This is a genomic window from Nereida sp., assembly GCF_965655635.1.
GTDB lineage: Bacteria > Pseudomonadota > Alphaproteobacteria > Rhodobacterales > Rhodobacteraceae > Nereida.
In genome coordinates, this window is sequence record NZ_CBFHHE010000021.1 from 17,674 (window position 1) to 36,989 (window position 19,316).

Here is a 19,316-nt window from a genome sequence, read left to right on the forward strand (position 1 = left end):
GGCCGCACATCTATCGCTTCTAGGAGGATACCCATGCGAACTCTTGATATGTCACCGCTTTACCGCGCCACCGTTGGCTTTGATCAGATTGCTGATTTGATGGACCGCGTCATGACGAATGACGCAGGCACACAAAGCTACCCACCCTATAACATCGAGAAAACCGACGAAGATGGATACCGTATTTCCATCGCTGTCGCAGGTTTTTCTGAAGATGATCTTGAGGTCGAGGTGAAGGAAAATGCTCTGCACATCACCGCCAGCAAACCCCAAGAAACCGCCAAGCGCACCTATCTGCATCGCGGGATCGCGACACGCGCGTTTTCGCGGCGGTTCCATCTGGCAGACCACGTTCGTGTAACAGGTGCGGTCCACAAGGATGGTATGCTGCACATTGATTTGCTGCGCGAAGTCCCCGAAGCTTTGAAACCGCGCCAAATCCCCATTCAAAGCCAATCGCCGGTTGCGTCTGACATGGTGGATGCGAAGGCTGTAAATTAAACCACGCTATCAATCCCACTGAACAACAAAAAAGGCGCAGCATTTCTATGTGCCGCGCCTTCGTTTTCCTGTCGTATCGTCGGTTAGACGGACATGCACATGTATTTCAGCTCAAGATATTCCTCGATGCCGTGGTGGCTTCCTTCGCGACCAAGGCCCGACTGCTTGATACCGCCAAAAGGGGCGTTCTCGGTGCTGATGATGCCTGTATTGATGCCGACTATGCCGTACTCCAGCGCCTCTGCCACTCTGTAAACACGGCTCAGGTCTTTGGCGTAGAAGTAGCAGGCAAGGCCAAAGATCGTATCATTGGCCATCTCAATCACCTCATCTTCGTCCTCAAATTTGAATAAAGGTGCCATCGGCCCAAAGGTTTCTTCTTGGCTAACTTTCATCTCTTGGGTGACGTCGGTCAAAATAGTGGGTGCAAAGAACAGCGGGCCAGTATTGTCACGTGAGCCGCCCATCAGCACTGACGCGCCTTTAGAAGTGGCATCGGCGATATGATCTTCGACTTTTTCAACCGCTTTGGCCGAAATCAGCGGGCCAAGGTCTGCGCCGTCAAAACCACTACCGATTTTCAATTTCGCCACTGCCGCTGCAAATTTCTGGGCGAAGGCGTCATAGACGCCGGCCTGCACATAAATGCGGTTTGCACAGACGCATGTTTGGCCGTTGTTGCGGAATTTGCACGCCATCGCGCCAATTACAGCTTCATCCAAATCTGCGTCATCAAATACGATGAACGGTGCGTTTCCACCAAGCTCCATAGAGCACTTCATCACTTGATCGGCGGCTTGAGACAGCAAAATGCGCCCCACAGCCGTTGAGCCGGTGAATGTCAATTTGCGTACGGTCGGGTTTTCGCAGAACTCTTTGCCCGTTGATGAGGCGTCAGATGTGGTCACCACTTGGAACAACCCTGCAGGCAGTCCGGCACGGGCGGCCAATTCACCGATAGCCAAGGCAGAAAGCGGTGTAAGTTCGGACGGGCGGGCCACAAATGCGCAGCCTGCTGCCAACGCGGGCGCCGCTTTGCGGGTGATCATTGCATTGGGGAAGTTCCACGGGGTGATCGATGCCGCAACGCCGATGGGTTGTTTGATCACTGTGATGCGCTTGTCCGCTTGGTGTCCGGGGATTGTCTCACCGTAGATGCGCTTTGCTTGCTCTGCAAAGAATTCCACAAATGAAGCGCCATATCCGATCTCTCCGCGTGCTTCGGCAAGTGGTTTGCCCATTTCTGCGGTAAGGATGATCGCGAGGTCTTCTTGCGCGGCCATCATCAAATCAAACCATTTCCGCAGAACTTGTGAGCGTTCCTTGGCGGCCAGTTTTGCCCATGCTTTTTGTGCGCTTTGTGCGTGCTCAATTGCGGCTGCAACTTGGGCGCGTGACAGATCTGCGACTTGGGCCACTACATCACCCGTGGCAGGATCGGTCACATCAAACGTGCCTTCATCGCCATCCACCCATTCGCCGTTCACATAGGCTTGGGTCCGCAATAAAGCGGTGTCATTCAGGCGTGAAATCAGGTCTTGTATCCCCATTGGGAAAACTCCTCGTTCGTTTTTCTTGTTTGATGACACGGCGCGCGTAACCTGTCTAGCAACCACGGGCGTGCGTGAAGAAGGTATAGAGGCATGACGGCGAATAGTGCGCGATATCTTTGGAGATGGGTGAGGCCATCAGGCTTGGTGCGCAAGGTACTCATGCAATGAGCTTGGGAGTGCTGTATTGGCTGGGTGTCGCCGTTCTGGCGGCGTATGTCGGTTGGAAAAACCTTGCGGACGATGTCACCCAACTTCGCAGTGTTGTGCGAACATTGGGTGTCACACTTTTGTGGATGTTAGGGTGGCAAACGCTTCTTGCGCTGGCCTACCTTGGATTGCGGACGCAGGGTGCGGTTTTGTATGAGCTTCAAGTTGTCCTCTTGTTGAGTGCCACTGCTGCAATTATCTGGGTACCAGTAGGCGTAATCGCATATTTCGGACGCGCGCTGCGCGAACGGCGGTAACGGAAAAAGGCGGATTGAACGATGTGGCGTATTTTAGTCTTGTTTCTTCTGGTGCTGACCGCGCTGTATGTGTGTCTGTTGATGTATTTTCGCACAGCACACCGCGAGCGGCTGATCACCAGATGGGCTTCTGAATTACGCGTAGGTGACCGCGATGCGTTCATCAATGAAGAGATGACCGGCTATATGAAGTTGCTCAAGGTGTGGCTGGCCGTGGTGATCTACATCGTCCCAATTGGTGTTGGTGCGACGCTGATTTACGTCCAGAATTTTATGTAGAAAAGAGCCTGTCTGATGCGTTTCATTAAGTGGTCGATCCTTACCGTATTTTGGCTGAGCGTTGGCTCGGTTCTGTATTACAGTCTGCCACAGCGCGACATCGTTCAGATCAAAGGTACAGAGATTTTACGCGCTGATTTGTCCGGCTGGAACCGCGTGTTCTATGCGCAATCCGACAGCGGCAATGACGCGACCCTTCAAAACCGTGACTTGCGGTTGATCAACACGCGCATGGCCCGCGAGCGGCCTTATGTATTTCGCAATGAAGATACGGGCTTTGGGGGCCCATTTTATTTCAAACTCGACAGCTCAAACCTACAGGCTGAAGCCCAGTCTGTTGAGCGTGATGAGTGGTACGCGGTGACCCACTACGGTTTGCGCAGTGAGTTTCTTTCGATCTACCCAAACGCGATCAGTATCAAGCGTGTCACAGGGCCGGATGTACAGCTCATCCCGTGGTTCAACATCGTTTTCCTGACCATGCTCGCAGCCGTCTTTTGGGCCGTTTGGGTGCGGTGGCGTAGGTTCCGCGTTGCCAAGATTGATCCGCTTGGGGACGAAGTTGATGAAGGCCTTGATGGAACACGCACGCGCATCCGTGGCTGGCTTGGCCGTTAAACCAAGCCGCGTTATTCGCCGTAAGGCACCCAGATATTTTTCACTTGGGTGGCATGCGCCAGTATCTGTTTCGTCTGGTCACGGCTCCAGTCTGTTTGTAGTCCGTTGTTGACCCATGTGCGTTTTAGATTACCCACGGACGCGACTTCGACAGCCTTAGATACATTCGCGCTGCCGAAACTCCAGCAGGCCTCAATGCCCATGTGACCTGCAAGATGCGGCGCCAGTTCACTATGCGAGCCGGTTAAAATATTCACGACCCCCGCAGGGATATCTGACGTTTCCAACACTTGGATTAGATCTGTCGCTGCCAATGGAAAAGGCTCTGAGGCGCATAAAATAACGCGGTTGCCCATGGCCAATGCAGGGGCCAGCGTACTGATCAAACCCAACAGTGGCGCCTCATTGGGCGCGATAATCCCTATGGTACCGATTGGTTCATGCATTGCCATTGCCACGCCGCGCATGGGTACATCATGGATATTGCCGTCGTATTTATCTGCCCAAGCTGCCGCACTGAACAGGCGATCAAGAGACGCTGCGACTTCGGCTGCTCCGTCTTTGCCGCCCTGCATGGCGTCAAGGCGCGCGGCAAATTCACCGCTGCGCGCTGCCAGGTTTTCGGCAAGATAGTACAGAATTTGCGCGCGCAGGTGGCCTGTTGTTGCAGACCATGATTTTGCGGCTTGGGTGGCCTCGGCGACGTTGCGGATATCTTTGCGGCTTGCCAAGCTGACGTGCCCCAAAAGGTCGCCTTTTTTACCGAATACAGCCTTTGAATATCCGCTGTCTGGACGTGCGTGTTTGCCGCCGATGTAAAGCTTGGCCGTTCGGTCGATCGCGTCAGCGGGAGCTGCATCACCGGTATAGGCGGTCAGGGTGCCAAGTGGTTTGCGCACAGTTTTCGGCTTTGTGTAAGCGCTGAGCCCTTCCCACCCGCCTTCGCGCCCAAAGCCGCTTTCGCGCACACCGCCAAAGCCACTGGCTGCGTCCATCATGTTCGTGCCGTTGATCCAGACGATGCCGCTGACAAGCTTGGGAGCGATGTCTAGTGTGAGGTTGATGTTCTCCGACCACACAGAGGCGGCCAAGCCGTAACGGGTGTTGTTGGCAACTTCCACAGCCTCTGCGGGGGTGCGGAATGTCGTTGCGCAAAGCACAGGGCCAAAAATTTCCCGCTGCATCAAATCATCTGCCGGATGCAGGCCCGTGATGAGTGTTGGGGGATAAAAACATCCCTCGGGGGCTGATGTTTGGAACAGCTCACCATCTTCGTTCGACGCCACAAGTGACTTGATCGTCTCAAGCTGCACTGGATCAACGATTGCACCCACGTCGATTGATTTATCGAGCGGATTGCCCACGCGGAGCGCTTTCATGCGGGTTTTAAGGCGTGCATAAACATCATCTGCGATGCCTTCTTGAACCAACAGGCGCGAGCCCGCGCAGCACACTTGACCTTGGTTGAACCAAATCGCATCGACCAGCCCTTCAACAGCGCTGTCGATATCGGCGTCGTCGAAAATAATGTAAGGAGACTTGCCCCCTAACTCTAGGGTCAGGGCTTTGCTGGTGCCTGCTGTGGCTTCACGGATGATCCGCCCAACTTGCGTTGAGCCAGTGAATGCAATTTTGTCGACGTCTGCCGCCACGATCATTTCGCCTACTGCGGCATCACCGGTCACGATGTTCACAACGCCTTTGGGAACGCCCGCTTGTTGACAGATTTGGGCAAACAATAATGCGGTGAGCGTTGTGTATTCTGCAGGCTTCAGCACAACTGTGTTGCCCATTGCCAGAGCTGGCGCGATCTTCCAAGCCAACATCAATAGCGGAAAGTTCCACGGGATGATCTGACCGCAAACACCAAGTGCTTCGGCGTCAGGCAACTCGCTGCGCATCAGTTGCGCCATGCCTGCGTGGTAATAGAAATGGCGCTGCGCCAAAGGCACATCAATGTCGCGGCTCTCGCGGATTGGTTTGCCATTATCAAGCGTTTCAAGAACAGCAAAAAGACGGCTGTGTTTTTGTAAAAGGCGCGCAATCGCATAAAGCACTTTTGCACGAGCGTGACCGTCTTTGGCCCATTTCGGTTGCGCCTTGCGGGCGGCTTTCACTGCGGCATCTACATCTGATTGATGCGCCTGACTAATCTGCGCCAGAGCCTCGCCGGTGGCGGGGTTTTTGCTTGCAAAGCCGTTGCTATGAACGGTGAAAGCGCCGTCAATGAAATGTCCGAATGCTGCGTTATGTTCGGCCAGCCACGCCATGGCTTCTGATGTGCTTTCAGGCGCGGTTCCGTAATCCATCGTTTCGAAAATGTCTTTTACTGTCATGAGTTATCCAATCGGATGGCGGTGGGTGGCGGAGTAGCGCCCCGTTAGATGATGTTCGAGTTGGCGCTCGATGTCGCCAAGAAGGGAGGAAGCGCCAAAGCGGAACAGATCGGGCTGTAGCCAGCGGTCACCAAGTTCCTCTTTGATCATCGTTAGATAGGTGATTGCATCCTTAGCCTTTGAGATGCCACCTGCAGGTTTGTAGCCTACCATTAGGCCGGTTCTGGCGTGATAGGCCCGAATTGCCCTCAGCATCGTCAGGGTCACTGGTAAGGTCGCATTGACCGGCTCTTTGCCGGTGGATGTCTTGATGAAGTCAGAGCCTGCCATCATGCACACCAAGCTGGCGCGGGCGACATTGCGCAACGTGCCCAACTCGCCTGTTGCAAGAATGGCTTTCATGTGGGCTGGCCCGCAAGCTTCACGCATGGCCTTTGTCTCATCATAAAGCGCCTGCCAGTTGCCTGTAAGGGCGTGACGGCGCGAGATGACGATGTCGATTTCACAGGCCCCCGCCTTTACGCTTTCGCGGATTTCTTCAAGCCTTAGGTGCAGTGGGGATAGGCCCGCAGGAAAGCCAGTTGAAACAGCTGCCACTAGAATGCCAGTGCCCTCAAGCGCTTTGACGGCGGTTTCAATCATGTCGTGGTACACACATACTGCGCCGGTCGTCAGGTTTGGCAGGCCGAAAGCATCCAGTGTTTGGGATGCGACGGGCTGTTTGGCCTTGGCGCACAGTCTGCGAACGCGCCCCTGCGTATCATCACCAGACAGGGTGGTCAGGTCGATGCATGAAACTGCTTTCAGCAACCAAGCGGCCTGATGGTCTTTCTTGACTGAGCGCCGCGCGGGCAGTGTTTTGGCGCGTCTCTCAATCGCTGAGGTGTTGGCCTGAACGCTTGCGACCCAATCAAGATCAAGTGGGATACCATCATTGCGCGGCAGCGTGACGGAGGGAAGTTGAGACAGGGTTTGCATGAATTTACGATGACGCCTTTGCCGAATTGGTGCAAGATTTGCCTCACCGATACACCCAAAGTGAAACGGTGCAAAGCGCGGCGATGACAGCTTATGCGACAATTCCTAGCCAAAAGGGGTCGGGGGCGCTAAGAGCTTGCCAAACCCAAGCTGGAGTCTCTGCCCAATGTCATTTGATCGCTCACTAAAAATCGCCCCGTCAATTTTGTCTGCGGATTTTGCCAATTTTGGCGCAGAGTGTGAGGCCGTTGAGGCGCAAGGCGCTGATTGGGTCCACGTGGATGTAATGGACGGTCATTTCGTGCCCAACATCACATTTGGTCCCAGCACCTGCAAAGCGATCCGTCCGCACATCAAGGGTGTGATGGACGTGCATCTGATGATTGCGCCGGTTGATCCCTACATCGAAGCATTTGCCGAAAGCGGCGCAGATTTCATCACGGCGCACGTTGAGGCGGGTCCACACATCCACCGAACTTTGCAGGCAATCCGTGGTGCGGGTGCCAAAGCGGGAGTTGCGTTGAACCCTGCAACCCCTGCCAGTGCGGTAGAAGAGTTGCTTGATATGGTTGATTTGGTCTGTGTCATGACCGTGAACCCTGGTTTTGGGGGGCAGTCGTTTATCGACATGACTGCAAAAGTTGCCAAGCTGCGCGCAATGATTGGTGACCGCCCAATTCATATCGAAATCGACGGCGGCGTGACCCCTGCTACGGCACCCTTGGTTGCCAATGCGGGCGCTGATGTGTTGGTGGCGGGTTCTGCAGTTTTCCGTGGTGGATCAGTTTCAAACCCCGCACCTTATGGCGAAAACATTCGTGCGATCCGAGACGCCTGTGCCTAAGTCTCAGTGCTGGGTGTCTTGACGCTCGACGGTGAAGAAAAAGTCGTCCGGATGGTCTTGAAAAACCACGTCATCAGGCACGTTTTCTGGTCCGCCTAAGAACACGTTTGCTCCGAAGTGTTTGTGCAGCCGGCCCAGACGTTCCATGCGTGGGCTGGTAATTTCGGTGTAGAACTTCTCGAACGTATCTGAGTTGCGGAGCGCTTTAATTTTGTCGCGGTGCGCACGAACGCACGCGTTATGCTGCGCCGAAATTTCGGGGTCCGACAGCATCTGCGCAAGCTCCGCTTTCAGGCGGGGCACCATGCGCAGGATTGAGGTATTTTCCTCTTCGTTGTTATTTATTCGAAACCAATAGGCGAGGCTCTGATCGCGATCGACATGATTGACGCGGCCACGGTCGCGCTTGACCAAAAAGCTTTCAGCGGATCGCACCGCATAGTGGTTCAAGGAGACCAGATTGTATCCATAGGTATCGGACGTTGAACGCCATGTGTTGCGAAAACTGTCCTGTGGCATCGGCCGGGCCGAGCCGTTCACCCACCGCAAATTATCTTTGAGCTGTGGCCGCAATCCTTTCGGTCGGTGAACACCGAGTTTTTTGAAAATGCCATCTTGGCGAAACAGGGTTTTAAACCCCCATGCTTGGTGCGGTTTATTAGCGAATTCGCGCGCACATCGGGTGTAATTTTCGGTAAGTAGATGATCCTCAAATTGATGGATTTCAGCGTTGCCAAACAAGCGCCATGTCATGCTGATCATGTTCGCATCAGGCACGGCGTCAAACATAGCGCCAAGCGTGCCGTTACCAGTGTGAACGCAAATGAATTCGTCCACATCCATTGATACGGCCCACGCGGAGTTTTGAACAATCGCCTCTTTCTCCGATGCAGCGAGGGCCGCGTGCTGTGGCTTTAGATTAGTGCCCTTAAACGGATTTTCGCGGTGTTGCAGATAGCCTTTTGCTTGGAGCAGATCCAGAAACGTGTCCGTTCCATCATCACAATCGTTGGTGTAGACAATGAAGTTCTCAACGCCGATTGCGCGATGATAAGCGATCCATTCAAGAATAAACGGCCCTTCGTTTTTCATGCAGGTTACGATCACCGTAGATCGATCGTTCGGATTCCGCTTACGCAGTTTTTCAGCAGGGACGCGGACCGGGGACGCCCCCCAAGCCTGCTGTGATAATGCCAGCAAGTGTGGGTCCTCAACCAGCGAGGTTTTTGGCACAATAGCGCTGATGTTCTTGTGGCGATGGCGCATATTCATGCAATTGTAATAAAGCATCGCCTGCGCGGGGTCTGCATCCGCGCCGACAACGCGGATCATCCGCCAGACCGTATCGGGACCGGTGATTGATGGCGCGACACACCAGCGTTTCTTGGCTTTGTTGGTATCGAATTGCACGCATGTATGATCGCTGAAATGGGGGGCGTTGCCCGGGCGAACGCGCCACGGAAAACATCGCCGCCCCGCTAAGGTAATGACACCACCTTGTGTTGATACGGCCGCGTCGAAAATATTCTTGCCATCAACGGGTGCTAGCAGATCGCAAATTTCAATGTTTGCGACAGCCCGTGCTTTGGCCAGAAAGCGTGTCTTAGCGATTTCATAGATTAACAGCTCTCCAAGTGGGCTATCCCAAAGCGACGGCGGCGGAATTTTCATCCGGTCTTTGCCGGGGGCCGTTGGCGCGCAATAAGGGTGAGTTTCTGCTGGTAGAGTCGCGTCACCCCAAGGCAGCGGGCTGCGTAGGACCACAACGCGGGTCAAACCCACTACTGAGCGCAAAGCGTCATCAAGAAGTGGGTCATTGGGCGCGCGGTCAACAATCAGGGCCGCCTGTGCGCCGTGGTGTTCATGGTGATAGGTAAGCCAGTCGACAACGTCTTGTAGGCTTTCGCTGTTGCGTACTGAAAGCAATGTATTGAGGCCATCAAATAGCTCCGTTTCAACTTTTGATGGCGTGAAAAGTGGTGAGCCCAACAGGGGTAGGGCGTTGCTATCGCTGGTGCCGCGCACCAAGAGGCCTTCGCCTATACTGCGCACATCGTCGATAGGATACTCAGGCGTTGAAATCACGGCTTCCACGTTCGTGCCGCGGGCGAAATACGTGCGCGAAACACCATCGTCGACCACTTGATCCAATACGCGAACGGTACCGTTGGGCGTGGCAACATCCTTCGCGGGTAGGGTGCGAAACAGAAGGTCAGTCATTTTGATGGGCCCGCTGTAAACGATGTAAATGCGCCTGGGCCATTTCGGCCTTCGGCGCTGATGAACTGCCCGCAAGTATCAACTGCCAATATCGCGGCACTGCGTCCGCGTCCTGCATCAATGCCTTGAAAGTACGTCGGTGCCAGTTTTGTGCGCGCGTCTCTATGTTCAAAATCTCTGGGGTCTCAATTCCGCTTCTGTCCGGAGGCGGGAGAGGATTATGGGTTTCGTCGTTCCAATTGCGGCTGACCCAATAACCAACATCAATATCGCGCTCCATCTTGTTCGGCAGGCCACGTTGCGCCTTAAGCATGAACTCTTCGGTTGAACGAACTGAATAATGGTTCAGTTGCACAAGCGGGCGCGGGCAATCGTTGCCGAACAAATTGATCCTTCCGTTTGATGTCGCAAATTTATTGAGTAACGGGTTTAGGCCGTTGTCTACCCATGTTGCGGCTTTGTTTTTGATCGGTTTGGGCCGGTGGATGCCCGGCTCACGAAAAGCACTGCGCCGGAAGAGAGTTTTGAAAAAATGCGCAAGCGGTAGCGCGATGTCGCGCGGTGCGGATTGCGTAAAGCGGCTCGTTACCGGTTCAAACGATATGTCGTGCCGCCCTGCGTTTCCAAACAGGCGCCAAGGCATGGCGATTGCGTCTGCACCATCTGCGCGTTGGATCAAATCCCGCAGGTTTTTGACCCCTTTCGAAAGGCAGATATACTCATCAACGTCGATGAATATGATCCAGTCGGCCGCATGATATGCAGGGTCTTATGCGGCGGCTTTCAGCGCTTGCCATTGAAGTGTTCGCGCGCCTTCATGTGTTTGTCGGTGATGGGTCAGCCAGCCCTTAGTGGCACATTCATCAAGCAGCTGATCCGTGCCATCTTCGCAATCGTTTGAGAACGCCAGAACGTGGTCAACCCCAATGGCGCGCAGATGTGCCAGCCAGTCAACAAGGTATGGCCCCTCGTTCTTGACGCAGGTAATTGCGAGTATGTTCATCGAATGCCTTCGTGGCTTGCTGCTCGTTACTGGCATGATGATAGCGAACCTTGCTACAAAACGACAACCTTTGTTCCTTAAAATGCCAGTTAAATGCCTTGCTTTGGTAACAAACAGTTGGTGAAGTAGCGGTAGTTGATGAGTACCCACGTATGAAAAGCGCCACAGGGGCGCTGGCTTGAGTGGGCGAGGTGGTGTGTGTCCGAACTTCCCAAAATAGCCAGCCTGTGGATTGGTGGCCGTCTTTCATGGCTTGAGCAGTTGTGCCTGAAAAGCTTCGCGGATGCGGGGCATGAGACCACTTTGTATAGTTACAGCCCCATTGAGAACGTGCCCGACGGTGTGAAGGCTGCTGATGCGGAAGAAATTTTTCCGGCCGAACCGATTTACCGCCATGCGCGCACAGGATCCCCCGCGATCCATGCGGATTTATGGCGGCTGAACATGATCAAGCAAACTGGTCAGGTGTGGGTTGACGCGGATATGTATTGCTGGCGTCCTTTTTACATTGCGGGTGGGCATATTTTTGGCTGGGAAAAACCCAATCTTGTGTGCAACGCGGTGTTGGGCCTGCCGCAAGATAGCCCCGCGCCTGATCTGATGTTGGCATTTTTCAAAGATGAATATGCGATTGGTCCATGGCTTAAGCCGTGGCAGCAAAAAGAGTTGCAGGCAGAAAAAGATGCGGGCCGAGCCGTTCACATGACAGAGCAAAATTGGGGCTTCACCTGACCTGCGGCAGTGACATATTTCCTCAAGCAGACCGGTGAAGTTGACAAAGCCCAGCCTGAGACGGGCTTTTATCCAATCAGTTTTCCAGATCGAAATCACATGATCATGTCGCGGTTCGATATTGAAGAGCGTCTAACAGAAGGTACTTACGGGGTGCACTTTTGGGCCCGTCGTATGAAGCCACGGCTTGAGGAGGAAGAGGGCGGCATTCCGCGCAGGGGAAGCTTTATGGCGGGCTTGATCGACAAGCACGCGATAAAGCCTGATATTGCGCCAATTCCAACGAAGATTGTGACCGCACCTGCCATTGCGAGCGACCCTGACGGATGTGCACAGATTGCTTTGGCTGCACTTGCCAAAGATGCCTCAATCGATGCGTTAAGTCGTAAATACCGCGTTGAGAAGTCCTTCATCAAAGATTGCCGAGACACGCTTGTCCGTGGCGCGCCATCACTTTTCAAAACGGGATCTTGATAATGGCGGATGATCTTAGGACGCCGCAAGAACCTGAAGTAAGCAAAGGTGATTGGCGCGCAGAGCTTGCGCACTTGGATGCGGAACGTGGTTTTTATGAAGAGATCGGCGCGGAGCATACGAGCTTGTTTGTTCGAGGTGATGGTTCAGGATCCAAGACGTTGATCGTTACTTTTGAAAACCTTGACCATGTATTTGAGGGCGCGGATGATCGAATGCCGTGGGGTTATGATTTTGTGACATCGCGAGGGTGGTCGATGCTTGGGATGATGGCCCATGGGTGGACATGGTGCCGCGATGAGCATGTGTTCGATTTCTTTGATCGGCTTCAGGCCGAAGGCTTCTTCGAACAGTTCGATAATGTCGTATTTTACGGCGCATCCATGGGGGCCTATGCTGCATCCGTGTTTTGCGCCGCCGCGCCGGGCTCAACGGCGATTTTGCTCAGCCCGCAAGCCACACTGTCGCGCGATGTTGCGGCGTGGGAAACGCGGTACCGTAAAGCATGGGCACGTAGCTATTCCGGGCGGTACGCCTATGGTCCGGATCAAGTAGAAAATGCGAACCGCGTGCATCTTTTCTATGACCCCCGAGAACCGCTTGATGCGATGCATGCGGCACTTTTTCGGGGCCACAACATCACTAAGTACCACTGTCGGTTCATGGGGCACCGTATCGCGTCACTCTGGATGCGGATGGGTGTTTTGAAGCAGGTTGTGATGGGCTGCGTAGACGGCACGATGAACCGGCAAATGTTTTATAAATTGATGCGTGCCCGCCTGCTTGCTGTGCGGTACCAACAAGAGATGCTGCGGCGTTTGCAACAGCTTGACCGGCCTTGGCTTGTCGCGAATTACACCCGTGCAGTACTAAATACCCGCGGGGGCCCCAAGTTTCGCCGTGCGCTTGCGAAAGCCGAAGCGCAGCTTATTGCCCAAAAACGAGGCAAATAATTCTGCTTTATGCTTTGGCCCAAAAAGCTTGGAACTATCCTAAGCTTGCCTGTTGCCAAATGTGGTTAAACAAGTTTCACTCTTAATTCGTCGTCATTGACATGACCGTTTTTGGGAGGAAACAAGATGAACAAACTACTACAACGCACCGCGATCGCAGCCCTGTCGTTGGCATTTGCTGGTGAGGCTCTTGCGACTGAATGGAATGTCTCGCTGTGGGGCAAACGCCGCGCCTTTACCGAGCACGTCGAAAAGCTCGCTGAATTGGTCAGCGAGAAAACAGGCGGTGAGTTTACACTCAACATCAGCTACGGCGGCCTGTCCAAGAACCGTGAAAATCTTGATGGCATCAGCATCGGTGCATTCGAAATGGCACAATTCTGCGCCGGTTATCACCGCGATAAAAACCCGTCGATCACTGTTTTGGAATTGCCGTTTCTTGGCGTAAGCAGCCTTGAGCAAGAGCGCGAAATCTCGCAGGCGCTCTATCAACAGCCTGCGGTCCAAGAGGATTTGGCCCGTTGGAACGCGACCCTTTTGATGCCTTCGCCACTACCACAGTACAACATTGTGGGTGTCGGTGATGCGCCAAAAACACTTGCGGCCTACGAAGGTCTGAGTGTTCGCGCCACGGGCGGGATCGGCAAAGCCATGGAAGCCGTCGGCGCTGTGCCTACATCTATGTCAGCGACCGAAGTACGTCAGGCCATGGACAGTGGCGTCGTTAAGGCGGTCAGCTTTGCGCCCCACGCGCATATGTCATTTGGCACTATTGAGAACGCCAAATGGTGGACCACAAACCTGAACCCGGGCACAGTCAACTGCCCAGTGGTTGCAAATACTGATGCGCTGAATGATTTGTCTGATGCGCACCGCGCGGCACTTTTGGGCTCGATCGACGAGGCGCTTGATCACTACATCGCCACATATAACGGTGCGACAATGGACGCTTGGGGTCCAGCTTTGGATGAGCGCGGTATTGAGCGCGTGACATATTCCGACAGCGAACTAGCGGCGTTCAAAGACAAAGTGGCAGGCCCCGCGGCGGCATCTTGGGTTGCAGACAACACCGCCAAAGGTTTGCCTGCGCAGGAGTTGCTCGATTTTGTGTCAGGCATGATTTCAAGCGGTAGCTAAGCGCGACGTATGAGTTAAGCACCTCGCGCAAAATACCCGCGCGGGGTGCATTTTTGCCAGACATTGCAGTTGGCAGTTATTTCAAGAATTTTATCCGCTGAGGGAGATACCGATGGCTGGCGCAGTAAATGTGACAACCGACACTTCCGTTTTGAGCCGCCTTGATCAGCAGCTTTTGAAAGCTGAGCGGGTCTTGGCCCTTTGCAGCGGTCTGGCCGTCTTTGGCCTTATGGTGTTGGCTGTTGTTTCAGTTAGCGGACGGAATTTCTTCAACGCGCCCGTGCCGGGCTACGTTGATTATATTGAGCAAGCCATGCCGCTAATCGCGTTTATGGGTGTCGCCTACACACAGCGCGACGGTGGCCACATCCGAATGGATATGTTGGTCGGCGCGTTGAAAGGGCGGTTTCTTTATGCGGTTGAGTTAATCACGACACTGCTGATTTTAATCCTGATGGTCCTATTAGTTTGGGGCACTTGGGCGCACTTCCAACGCAGTTTTGATTTCGGATCCCCGATGTGGAGCCGCGATAGCTCAATGGATATTGCGCTCCCTATTTGGCCCGCGAAACTTTTGGCACCAGTTGCCTTTTCTGTTCTGTCAGCGCGTCTGGCGCTTCAGGTTTGGGGGTATGGGCGCGCGGTCGTGACTGGGCATGCGGTGGCGGTGCCGCTTCCGATTGACGCGGCCACGGCTGCTGCACTTGAAGCAAAAGCTGTTGAAACGAACGACCGTAAGGAGGCCGGACATGGAACCGATTGAGATCGGCCTTTGGGTCACGGGTGCAATGCTGGTGGTGGTGGTGCTTGGCATGCGGGTTGCGTTTGCTGCTGCCATGGCGGGCATGGTTGGGCTTGTTTGGATATTCTGGGCCAAGAAAGGTATGGCGCCAGATCAATTCATGTGGGCGCTGCAGGTTGCTTCCAAAACCGCCGGTCAGGTGCCGCACTCAAAAGTCAGCTCGCAGGCGCTTAGCCTCATTCCTACATTCATCATGATCGGTTATTTGGCGTATCACGCAGGCCTGACCAAGGCGCTCTTCGAGGCAGCTAAGCGGTGGATCGCATGGGTGCCCGGTGGCTTGGCTGTATCCACCATCTTTGCCACAGCTGGCTTTGCTGCCGTATCTGGTGCGTCGGTAGCGACTGCTGCGGTCTTTGCGCGGATCGCCATCCCAGAAATGCTCAAGATCGGTTATGACAAACGCTTTGCGGCTGGTGTGGTGGCTGCTGGTGGTACGTTGGCCAGCCTCATTCCGCCCTCCGCAATTTTGGTGATCTACGCCATTATTGTTGAACAGGACGTGGGTAAGTTATTGCTTGCGGGGTTCATCCCTGGTGTCTTTAGCGCGATCGTATACGCTATTTTGATCATCGGCATGGCATTAACAATCAAGGGATTCGGCCCGCCCGTACGCGGCTTTACGTGGGGCCAGCGTTTTGCGTCATTGCCACCGGCGTTGCCGATTATCTTCGTCGTCGTGATCATCATTATGTTCGTCTATAACCCGTTTGGCGGCGACGCTTGGGGGACGCCAACCGAAGGTGGTGCCATTGGCGCGTTCGTTGTCTTCCTTATGGCCGTTTATCGCGGAATGCGCTGGCCCGAATTGAAGGCGGCGCTGTTGGAAACGGCGAAGCTGAGCGTGATGATCTTTACCATTATTTGGGGCGTTTTGATCTACGTCCGCTTTCTTGGTTTTGCGGATCTGCCCGGTGCGTTTGCGGACTGGATTACCAGTCTACCTTATGAGCCGATGGCGATTTTGATCTGTATTTTGCTGGCTTATGCGGTGTTGGGCATGTTTATGGATGCGATCGGGATGCTTTTGTTGACGCTGCCCGTTGTTTATCCAGCGGTGATGGCCCTGAACGGCGGTGAAGCCGTTTCTGCAGCTGACAGTTCGTTTGGTATGTCTGGGCCGATGTGCGCGATTTGGTTCGGGATTTTGGTGGTAAAAATGGCCGAATTTTGCCTGATCACACCGCCTATTGGTTTGAACTGCTTTGTGGTTGCGGGCGTACGTGACGACATCAGCGTGCAAGACGTTTTCAAGGGCGTTACCCCGTTCTTCATCGCTGATGCCATCACAATTGGTTTGCTGGTCACCTTCCCGTGGATTGTGCTGTGGCTGCCTTCATTGGTGTAGGGTCACGGAGCAGGTGCCTGCGAGCCCTTCGCTAGTTTGAGGTGCCTTTAAAGCAGCTCGCCATTGCATCCGCGATATTGGCGATAAGGTCCGTGTAGGCCATGTCAGGTGTGCCGAGCGGATCAACCGTAGCAAAGCGCACATCAAGCCCTTCGGTGGCCACGCCAAGCAAACGCGTATCTGTTGCCGGTTCCGCGAAGGTGCATGTGACGTTCGCTTCGGTGAGTGTTTCACGCAGGCTGGCAATATGGGCGGGACTTGGACTTTGGGCATCGGTCAGCGTGATTGCTCCGGCGGGTTCAATGCCAAGCCGAGTTTCAAAATATGCGAATGCGTCGTGCAAAACAGCGTAAGATGCGTCTGTGTGCGGCGCCATTCTGAAGTCAATTGCTGACATGGTTTGCACTATTTCAGCCGCCGTCGTTGCCGCGTTTTGTTCGTAAGTTGCTCGGTTTTCGGGATCGGCCTTCGACAGAGCCGCCGCAATTACATCTAACCACGCAATGGCATTGTTTGGGTCAAGCCACGCGTGTGGATCAACAAGATTGCCCTGTGCATCTGTGTGATTGTGCTCGTCATGGCCGTGGTCTTTGTGTTCATCATGGCCATGTTCTTTTTCATGATCGTGCTCGTCATGGTCATCGGCATGTTCTTTGTCGTGGTCATGATCATCATGATCATCATGTTCGTCGTGTTTGTCCGCGCCGTGATCATGATGGTCGTGACCAAGATCACGTGGTTCAATCAGTTTAGTCGCTTCGGCATTCAAAAGGGATATATGCTCGGCATTTTTGCTGAGTGTCTCAAGGGGTGCTTCTAACCACGGGGTAAGTGCACCGCCGATCCAGAACACCACATCCGCATCGCGTAACGCACGGGCATCGGACGGGCGTAGGGCGTAATCATGTGGCGATGCGTCCGGTATGATTAAGTTACGCGGTGTGCCCAAATCACCCATAATATGTGCGACAAGACTTGCAACAGGCGCGATGTCGGTGACCACGTTTGGTGTTTGTGCGGCTGCAGGAAGTGCTGCCAGTGTAGTGGTTGTCAGCAGGGCTGTGAAACGAGAAGAAAACATGAGTAGGACCTTGGGGGTGTTATAATATCACGCGGGTTGATATATGTTATGGTATATCATAACAAGTCAAAATTGCGTCGGAGCTTGTGGCGTATTGCAGGAGGTGCACTGATGCAGCCAATTGGATTTAAATCCCATGATCACGGAACGTGCATCGCGCACAACGTGACATCCGTGCAAAAGCAATGCGCTGAGCGGGGCCTTCAACTTACGCCCGTACGTCAACGTGTGCTGGAAATCCTGTTGGCAAAACATCAAGCCATGGGGGCATATGATATTCTCGCCGTTCTCAAGGCCGACGGTTTCAGTGCGCAGCCACCAGTTGCGTATCGTGCGCTCGACTTTCTTGTAAGCAATGGCTTTGCTCATAAGATCGAACGACTAAACGCCTTTGTCGCCTGTTCGCATCCGTCGTCAGAACATGTGCCGGCATTTTTGATTTGCCGTGTTTGTGAAAACGTGGCCGAAGGAATTGCGAACTTGTCCGAGGATACCGTTGCGGCATCTGCAAGAGACGCTGGATTTATCATTGAACGCGCAGTAGTCGAGGCCGAAGGTGTTTGCCCAAACTGTGACGGAGCGCAACCGTGAAGACTTTACTCGAAGCCCGCGATGTTGATGTTCGCATCGGCGCATTGCGCGTGCTGGACCGTGTGAACTTTCGTCTTGAGGCAGGCGAAATCGTCACGATCGTAGGACCCAACGGCTCTGGCAAGTCGACATTTCTGCGCACACTGATTGGGGCGCATCAGCCGACGTCTGGCACAGTTACCCGCGCGGATGGCTTGCGCATTGGCTACATTCCGCAAAAACTGCAGATCGATAGCACGCTGCCCATCACGGTTGCGCGGTTCTTGAACCTGCCCTCGCGGGTTGGTTCCACTAAAGTGCGTGAAGCACTGGCGCAGGCGGGTGTGGGCGATTTGGCACAACGGCCGATGGTGGGTTTGTCGGGCGGGCAGCTTCAACGGGTCTTGTTGGCGCGTGCGCTTTTGGCGTCAAATGACGTGCTAGTCCTTGATGAGGCAACTCAGGGGCTTGATCAAACGGGGTCGGCGTCATTCTACCGCCAGATTGAAGAAGTGCGCCAAACTCTTGGGTGCGCTGTGTTGATGGTCAGCCACGAGTTGCATGTTGTGATGGCTGCCTCGGACCGCGTGATTTGCCTTAATGGCCATGTGTGTTGTGAAGGAGCGCCAGAACACGTGGCCTCAGCACCAGAATACCGCGCGCTTTTCGGCACAGGCACCCAAGGTGCACTGGCTCTTTATCGCCACGATCATGACCACGCGCATGATGAGGCCGGAAACTGTGTCCACGACCATCACGAGGCCCACGGATGAGCTACCTAGATGACTTTTTGGTTCGCGCAGCGCTTGCGGGGATCGGTGTTGCGCTAGCGGCAGGGCCACTTGGATGTTTTGTCGTATGGCGCCGCATGGCCTATATTGGTGACGCGACAGCGCACGCAGCCATCCTCGGGGTTGCACTTGCCTTGGCGTTGAGCATTTCAATCTCTGCGGGGATCATGGTCGTCTGCCTTCTCATGGCCACAGCCGTTTCAGGGATGAGCGGCAGAGGGCTGTCTGGGGATGCGCTTCTTGGTGTGATGGCCCATGGCACTTTGGCGTTCGGATTGGTTGGGGTTTCGTTCTTGCAAGGCAACCGTATTGATCTGAACAGTTATCTTTTCGGCGATATTCTGGCTGTCAGCCCAGCTGATCTTGGGGTGATTTGGGGTGGCGTGCTTATCATCTTGGGACTGCTTTGGTGGCGCTGGTCCGCGTTGCTGACATCAACCATGAGCGAAGATTTGGCGTTTGCAGCAGGTATCAATCCGCGCCGCGAGCAGTTTGTTTTGACGGTCGCCTTGGCATTGGTTGTAGCAGTGGCGATCAAGGTTGTCGGCGCGCTGTTGATTGCGGCTTTGCTCATCATTCCGGCGGCAACCGCCCGTGCGCTTGCCCGTAGTCCGGAAACCATGGCAGTTTTG

Annotated in this window: 21 protein-coding genes; 14 read left to right on the top strand and 7 right to left on the bottom strand. The window is 54.3% G+C overall.

Features of this window, described 5'->3' with window-relative positions; genetic code table 11:
* Positions 1-33 precede the first annotated feature (33 nt).
* Positions 34-501, top strand: a complete 468-nt coding sequence (locus ACTF5M_RS07790; RefSeq protein ID WP_438960469.1) for an Hsp20 family protein — start codon at positions 34-36, stop codon at positions 499-501.
* A gap of 83 nt (positions 502-584) precedes the next feature.
* Here the strand turns inward: ACTF5M_RS07790 and ACTF5M_RS07795 are convergent, their stop codons facing one another.
* A complete protein-coding gene (locus ACTF5M_RS07795) occupies positions 585-2,051 on the bottom strand; it encodes an NAD-dependent succinate-semialdehyde dehydrogenase (RefSeq protein ID WP_438960470.1) in 1,467 nt (488 codons plus the stop codon).
* A 167-nt stretch (positions 2,052-2,218) separates the two neighbouring features.
* Between ACTF5M_RS07795 and ACTF5M_RS07800 the strand changes: the two genes are divergently transcribed.
* The 3 genes from ACTF5M_RS07800 to ACTF5M_RS07810 are packed head-to-tail and all read left to right on the top strand — an operon-like array spanning position 2,219 to position 3,415.
* Positions 2,219-2,518 (top strand): hypothetical protein, encoded by a 300-nt coding sequence (locus ACTF5M_RS07800; protein WP_438960471.1) that lies wholly within the window; start codon positions 2,219-2,221, stop codon positions 2,516-2,518.
* Between the two features lie 21 nt (positions 2,519-2,539).
* On the top strand, positions 2,540-2,797 hold the full coding sequence (locus tag ACTF5M_RS07805; RefSeq protein WP_438960472.1) for a hypothetical protein: 258 nt from the start codon (positions 2,540-2,542) through the stop codon (positions 2,795-2,797).
* A gap of 15 nt (positions 2,798-2,812) precedes the next feature.
* Positions 2,813-3,415 (top strand): DUF1523 family protein, encoded by a 603-nt coding sequence (locus ACTF5M_RS07810; protein ID WP_438960473.1) that lies wholly within the window; start codon positions 2,813-2,815, stop codon positions 3,413-3,415.
* Positions 3,416-3,426: 11 nt separating this feature from the next.
* On the opposite strand, the gene ACTF5M_RS07815 is transcribed toward ACTF5M_RS07810, so the two are convergent.
* Positions 3,427-5,751, bottom strand: a complete 2,325-nt coding sequence (locus ACTF5M_RS07815; RefSeq protein WP_438960474.1) for an aldehyde dehydrogenase family protein — start codon at positions 5,749-5,751, stop codon at positions 3,427-3,429.
* Positions 5,752-5,754: 3 nt separating this feature from the next.
* Positions 5,755-6,729 (bottom strand): deoxyribose-phosphate aldolase, encoded by a 975-nt coding sequence (gene deoC / locus ACTF5M_RS07820; RefSeq protein WP_438960475.1) that lies wholly within the window; start codon positions 6,727-6,729, stop codon positions 5,755-5,757.
* Between the two features lie 166 nt (positions 6,730-6,895).
* Between deoC and rpe the strand changes: the two genes are divergently transcribed.
* The gene (gene rpe, locus ACTF5M_RS07825; protein ID WP_391481171.1) at positions 6,896-7,573 is read left to right on the top strand and encodes a ribulose-phosphate 3-epimerase; all 678 of its coding nucleotides are present in this window, start codon (positions 6,896-6,898) and stop codon (positions 7,571-7,573) included.
* A gap of 3 nt (positions 7,574-7,576) precedes the next feature.
* Here rpe and ACTF5M_RS07830 read toward each other — a convergent pair whose 3' ends face one another.
* Genes ACTF5M_RS07830 through ACTF5M_RS07840 form a run of 3 tightly spaced genes read right to left on the bottom strand, consistent with a single transcriptional unit; the run spans position 7,577 to position 10,796 of the window.
* Positions 7,577-9,793, bottom strand: coding sequence for a glycosyltransferase family 2 protein (locus tag ACTF5M_RS07830; RefSeq protein WP_438960476.1), 2,217 nt, complete (start codon positions 9,791-9,793; stop codon positions 7,577-7,579).
* Complete coding sequence (locus tag ACTF5M_RS07835) at positions 9,786-10,535, bottom strand: glycosyltransferase family 2 protein (RefSeq protein WP_438960490.1); 750 nt, start codon at positions 10,533-10,535, stop codon at positions 9,786-9,788. Before ACTF5M_RS07835 ends, ACTF5M_RS07830 begins: the two co-directional genes overlap by 8 nt.
* A 27-nt stretch (positions 10,536-10,562) precedes the next feature.
* Complete coding sequence (locus ACTF5M_RS07840; protein WP_438960477.1) at positions 10,563-10,796, bottom strand: glycosyltransferase family 2 protein; 234 nt, start codon at positions 10,794-10,796, stop codon at positions 10,563-10,565.
* 198 nt (positions 10,797-10,994) lie between these two features.
* Here ACTF5M_RS07840 and ACTF5M_RS07845 point away from each other — a divergent pair, with 198 nt between their 5' ends.
* From ACTF5M_RS07845 to ACTF5M_RS07870, 6 genes are all read left to right on the top strand, one after another.
* Entirely contained in the window at positions 10,995-11,528 is a 534-nt protein-coding gene (locus ACTF5M_RS07845; protein ID WP_438960478.1) for a hypothetical protein, read from the top strand.
* A gap of 9 nt (positions 11,529-11,537) precedes the next feature.
* Positions 11,538-12,002, top strand: a complete 465-nt coding sequence (locus ACTF5M_RS07850; protein ID WP_438960479.1) for a hypothetical protein — start codon at positions 11,538-11,540, stop codon at positions 12,000-12,002.
* A 2-nt stretch (positions 12,003-12,004) separates the two neighbouring features.
* Positions 12,005-12,955, top strand: a complete 951-nt coding sequence (locus ACTF5M_RS07855) for a phosphoadenosine phosphosulfate reductase (protein ID WP_438960480.1) — start codon at positions 12,005-12,007, stop codon at positions 12,953-12,955.
* Between the two features lie 126 nt (positions 12,956-13,081).
* Positions 13,082-14,092, top strand: a complete 1,011-nt coding sequence (locus tag ACTF5M_RS07860; protein ID WP_438960481.1) for a C4-dicarboxylate TRAP transporter substrate-binding protein — start codon at positions 13,082-13,084, stop codon at positions 14,090-14,092.
* Between the two features lie 112 nt (positions 14,093-14,204).
* Complete coding sequence (locus tag ACTF5M_RS07865) at positions 14,205-14,855, top strand: TRAP transporter small permease subunit (RefSeq protein WP_438960482.1); 651 nt, start codon at positions 14,205-14,207, stop codon at positions 14,853-14,855.
* On the top strand, positions 14,842-16,242 hold the full coding sequence (locus ACTF5M_RS07870) for a TRAP transporter large permease (RefSeq protein WP_438960483.1): 1,401 nt from the start codon (positions 14,842-14,844) through the stop codon (positions 16,240-16,242). The genes ACTF5M_RS07865 and ACTF5M_RS07870 overlap by 14 nt, the downstream gene beginning before the upstream one ends.
* A gap of 31 nt (positions 16,243-16,273) precedes the next feature.
* Here the strand turns inward: ACTF5M_RS07870 and ACTF5M_RS07875 are convergent, their stop codons facing one another.
* Positions 16,274-17,323, bottom strand: a complete 1,050-nt coding sequence (locus tag ACTF5M_RS07875) for a zinc ABC transporter substrate-binding protein (RefSeq protein ID WP_438960484.1) — start codon at positions 17,321-17,323, stop codon at positions 16,274-16,276.
* A 111-nt stretch (positions 17,324-17,434) separates the two neighbouring features.
* Between ACTF5M_RS07875 and ACTF5M_RS07880 the strand changes: the two genes are divergently transcribed.
* The 3 genes from ACTF5M_RS07880 to ACTF5M_RS07890 form a co-directional block, all read left to right on the top strand.
* A complete protein-coding gene (locus ACTF5M_RS07880) occupies positions 17,435-17,914 on the top strand; it encodes a transcriptional repressor (protein WP_438960485.1) in 480 nt (159 codons plus the stop codon).
* Positions 17,911-18,666, top strand: coding sequence for an ATP-binding cassette domain-containing protein (locus ACTF5M_RS07885; RefSeq protein ID WP_438960486.1), 756 nt, complete (start codon positions 17,911-17,913; stop codon positions 18,664-18,666). Before ACTF5M_RS07880 ends, ACTF5M_RS07885 begins: the two co-directional genes overlap by 4 nt.
* Positions 18,663-19,316 (top strand): metal ABC transporter permease (locus ACTF5M_RS07890; RefSeq protein ID WP_438960487.1); only part of this gene is annotated, 654 nt, incomplete at its 3' end. The genes ACTF5M_RS07885 and ACTF5M_RS07890, both read left to right, overlap by 4 nt.

Coding starts and splice junctions, on each gene's coding strand:
- rpe (WP_391481171.1), top strand. CDS start 6,896: ATGTCATTTGATCGCTCACTAAAAATCGCCCCGTCAATTTTGTCTGCG.
- ACTF5M_RS07805 (WP_438960472.1), top strand. CDS start 2,540: ATGTGGCGTATTTTAGTCTTGTTTCTTCTGGTGCTGACCGCGCTGTAT.
- ACTF5M_RS07855 (WP_438960480.1), top strand. CDS start 12,005: ATGGCGGATGATCTTAGGACGCCGCAAGAACCTGAAGTAAGCAAAGGT.
- ACTF5M_RS07870 (WP_438960483.1), top strand. CDS start 14,842: ATGGAACCGATTGAGATCGGCCTTTGGGTCACGGGTGCAATGCTGGTG.
- ACTF5M_RS07865 (WP_438960482.1), top strand. CDS start 14,205: ATGGCTGGCGCAGTAAATGTGACAACCGACACTTCCGTTTTGAGCCGC.
- ACTF5M_RS07795 (WP_438960470.1), bottom strand. CDS start 2,051: ATGGGGATACAAGACCTGATTTCACGCCTGAATGACACCGCTTTATTG.
- ACTF5M_RS07810 (WP_438960473.1), top strand. CDS start 2,813: ATGCGTTTCATTAAGTGGTCGATCCTTACCGTATTTTGGCTGAGCGTT.
- ACTF5M_RS07830 (WP_438960476.1), bottom strand. CDS start 9,793: ATGACTGACCTTCTGTTTCGCACCCTACCCGCGAAGGATGTTGCCACG.
- ACTF5M_RS07790 (WP_438960469.1), top strand. CDS start 34: ATGCGAACTCTTGATATGTCACCGCTTTACCGCGCCACCGTTGGCTTT.
- deoC (WP_438960475.1), bottom strand. CDS start 6,729: ATGCAAACCCTGTCTCAACTTCCCTCCGTCACGCTGCCGCGCAATGAT.
- ACTF5M_RS07800 (WP_438960471.1), top strand. CDS start 2,219: ATGAGCTTGGGAGTGCTGTATTGGCTGGGTGTCGCCGTTCTGGCGGCG.
- ACTF5M_RS07815 (WP_438960474.1), bottom strand. CDS start 5,751: ATGACAGTAAAAGACATTTTCGAAACGATGGATTACGGAACCGCGCCT.
- ACTF5M_RS07840 (WP_438960477.1), bottom strand. CDS start 10,796: ATGAACATACTCGCAATTACCTGCGTCAAGAACGAGGGGCCATACCTT.
- ACTF5M_RS07875 (WP_438960484.1), bottom strand. CDS start 17,323: ATGTTTTCTTCTCGTTTCACAGCCCTGCTGACAACCACTACACTGGCA.
- ACTF5M_RS07880 (WP_438960485.1), top strand. CDS start 17,435: ATGCAGCCAATTGGATTTAAATCCCATGATCACGGAACGTGCATCGCG.
- ACTF5M_RS07860 (WP_438960481.1), top strand. CDS start 13,082: ATGAACAAACTACTACAACGCACCGCGATCGCAGCCCTGTCGTTGGCA.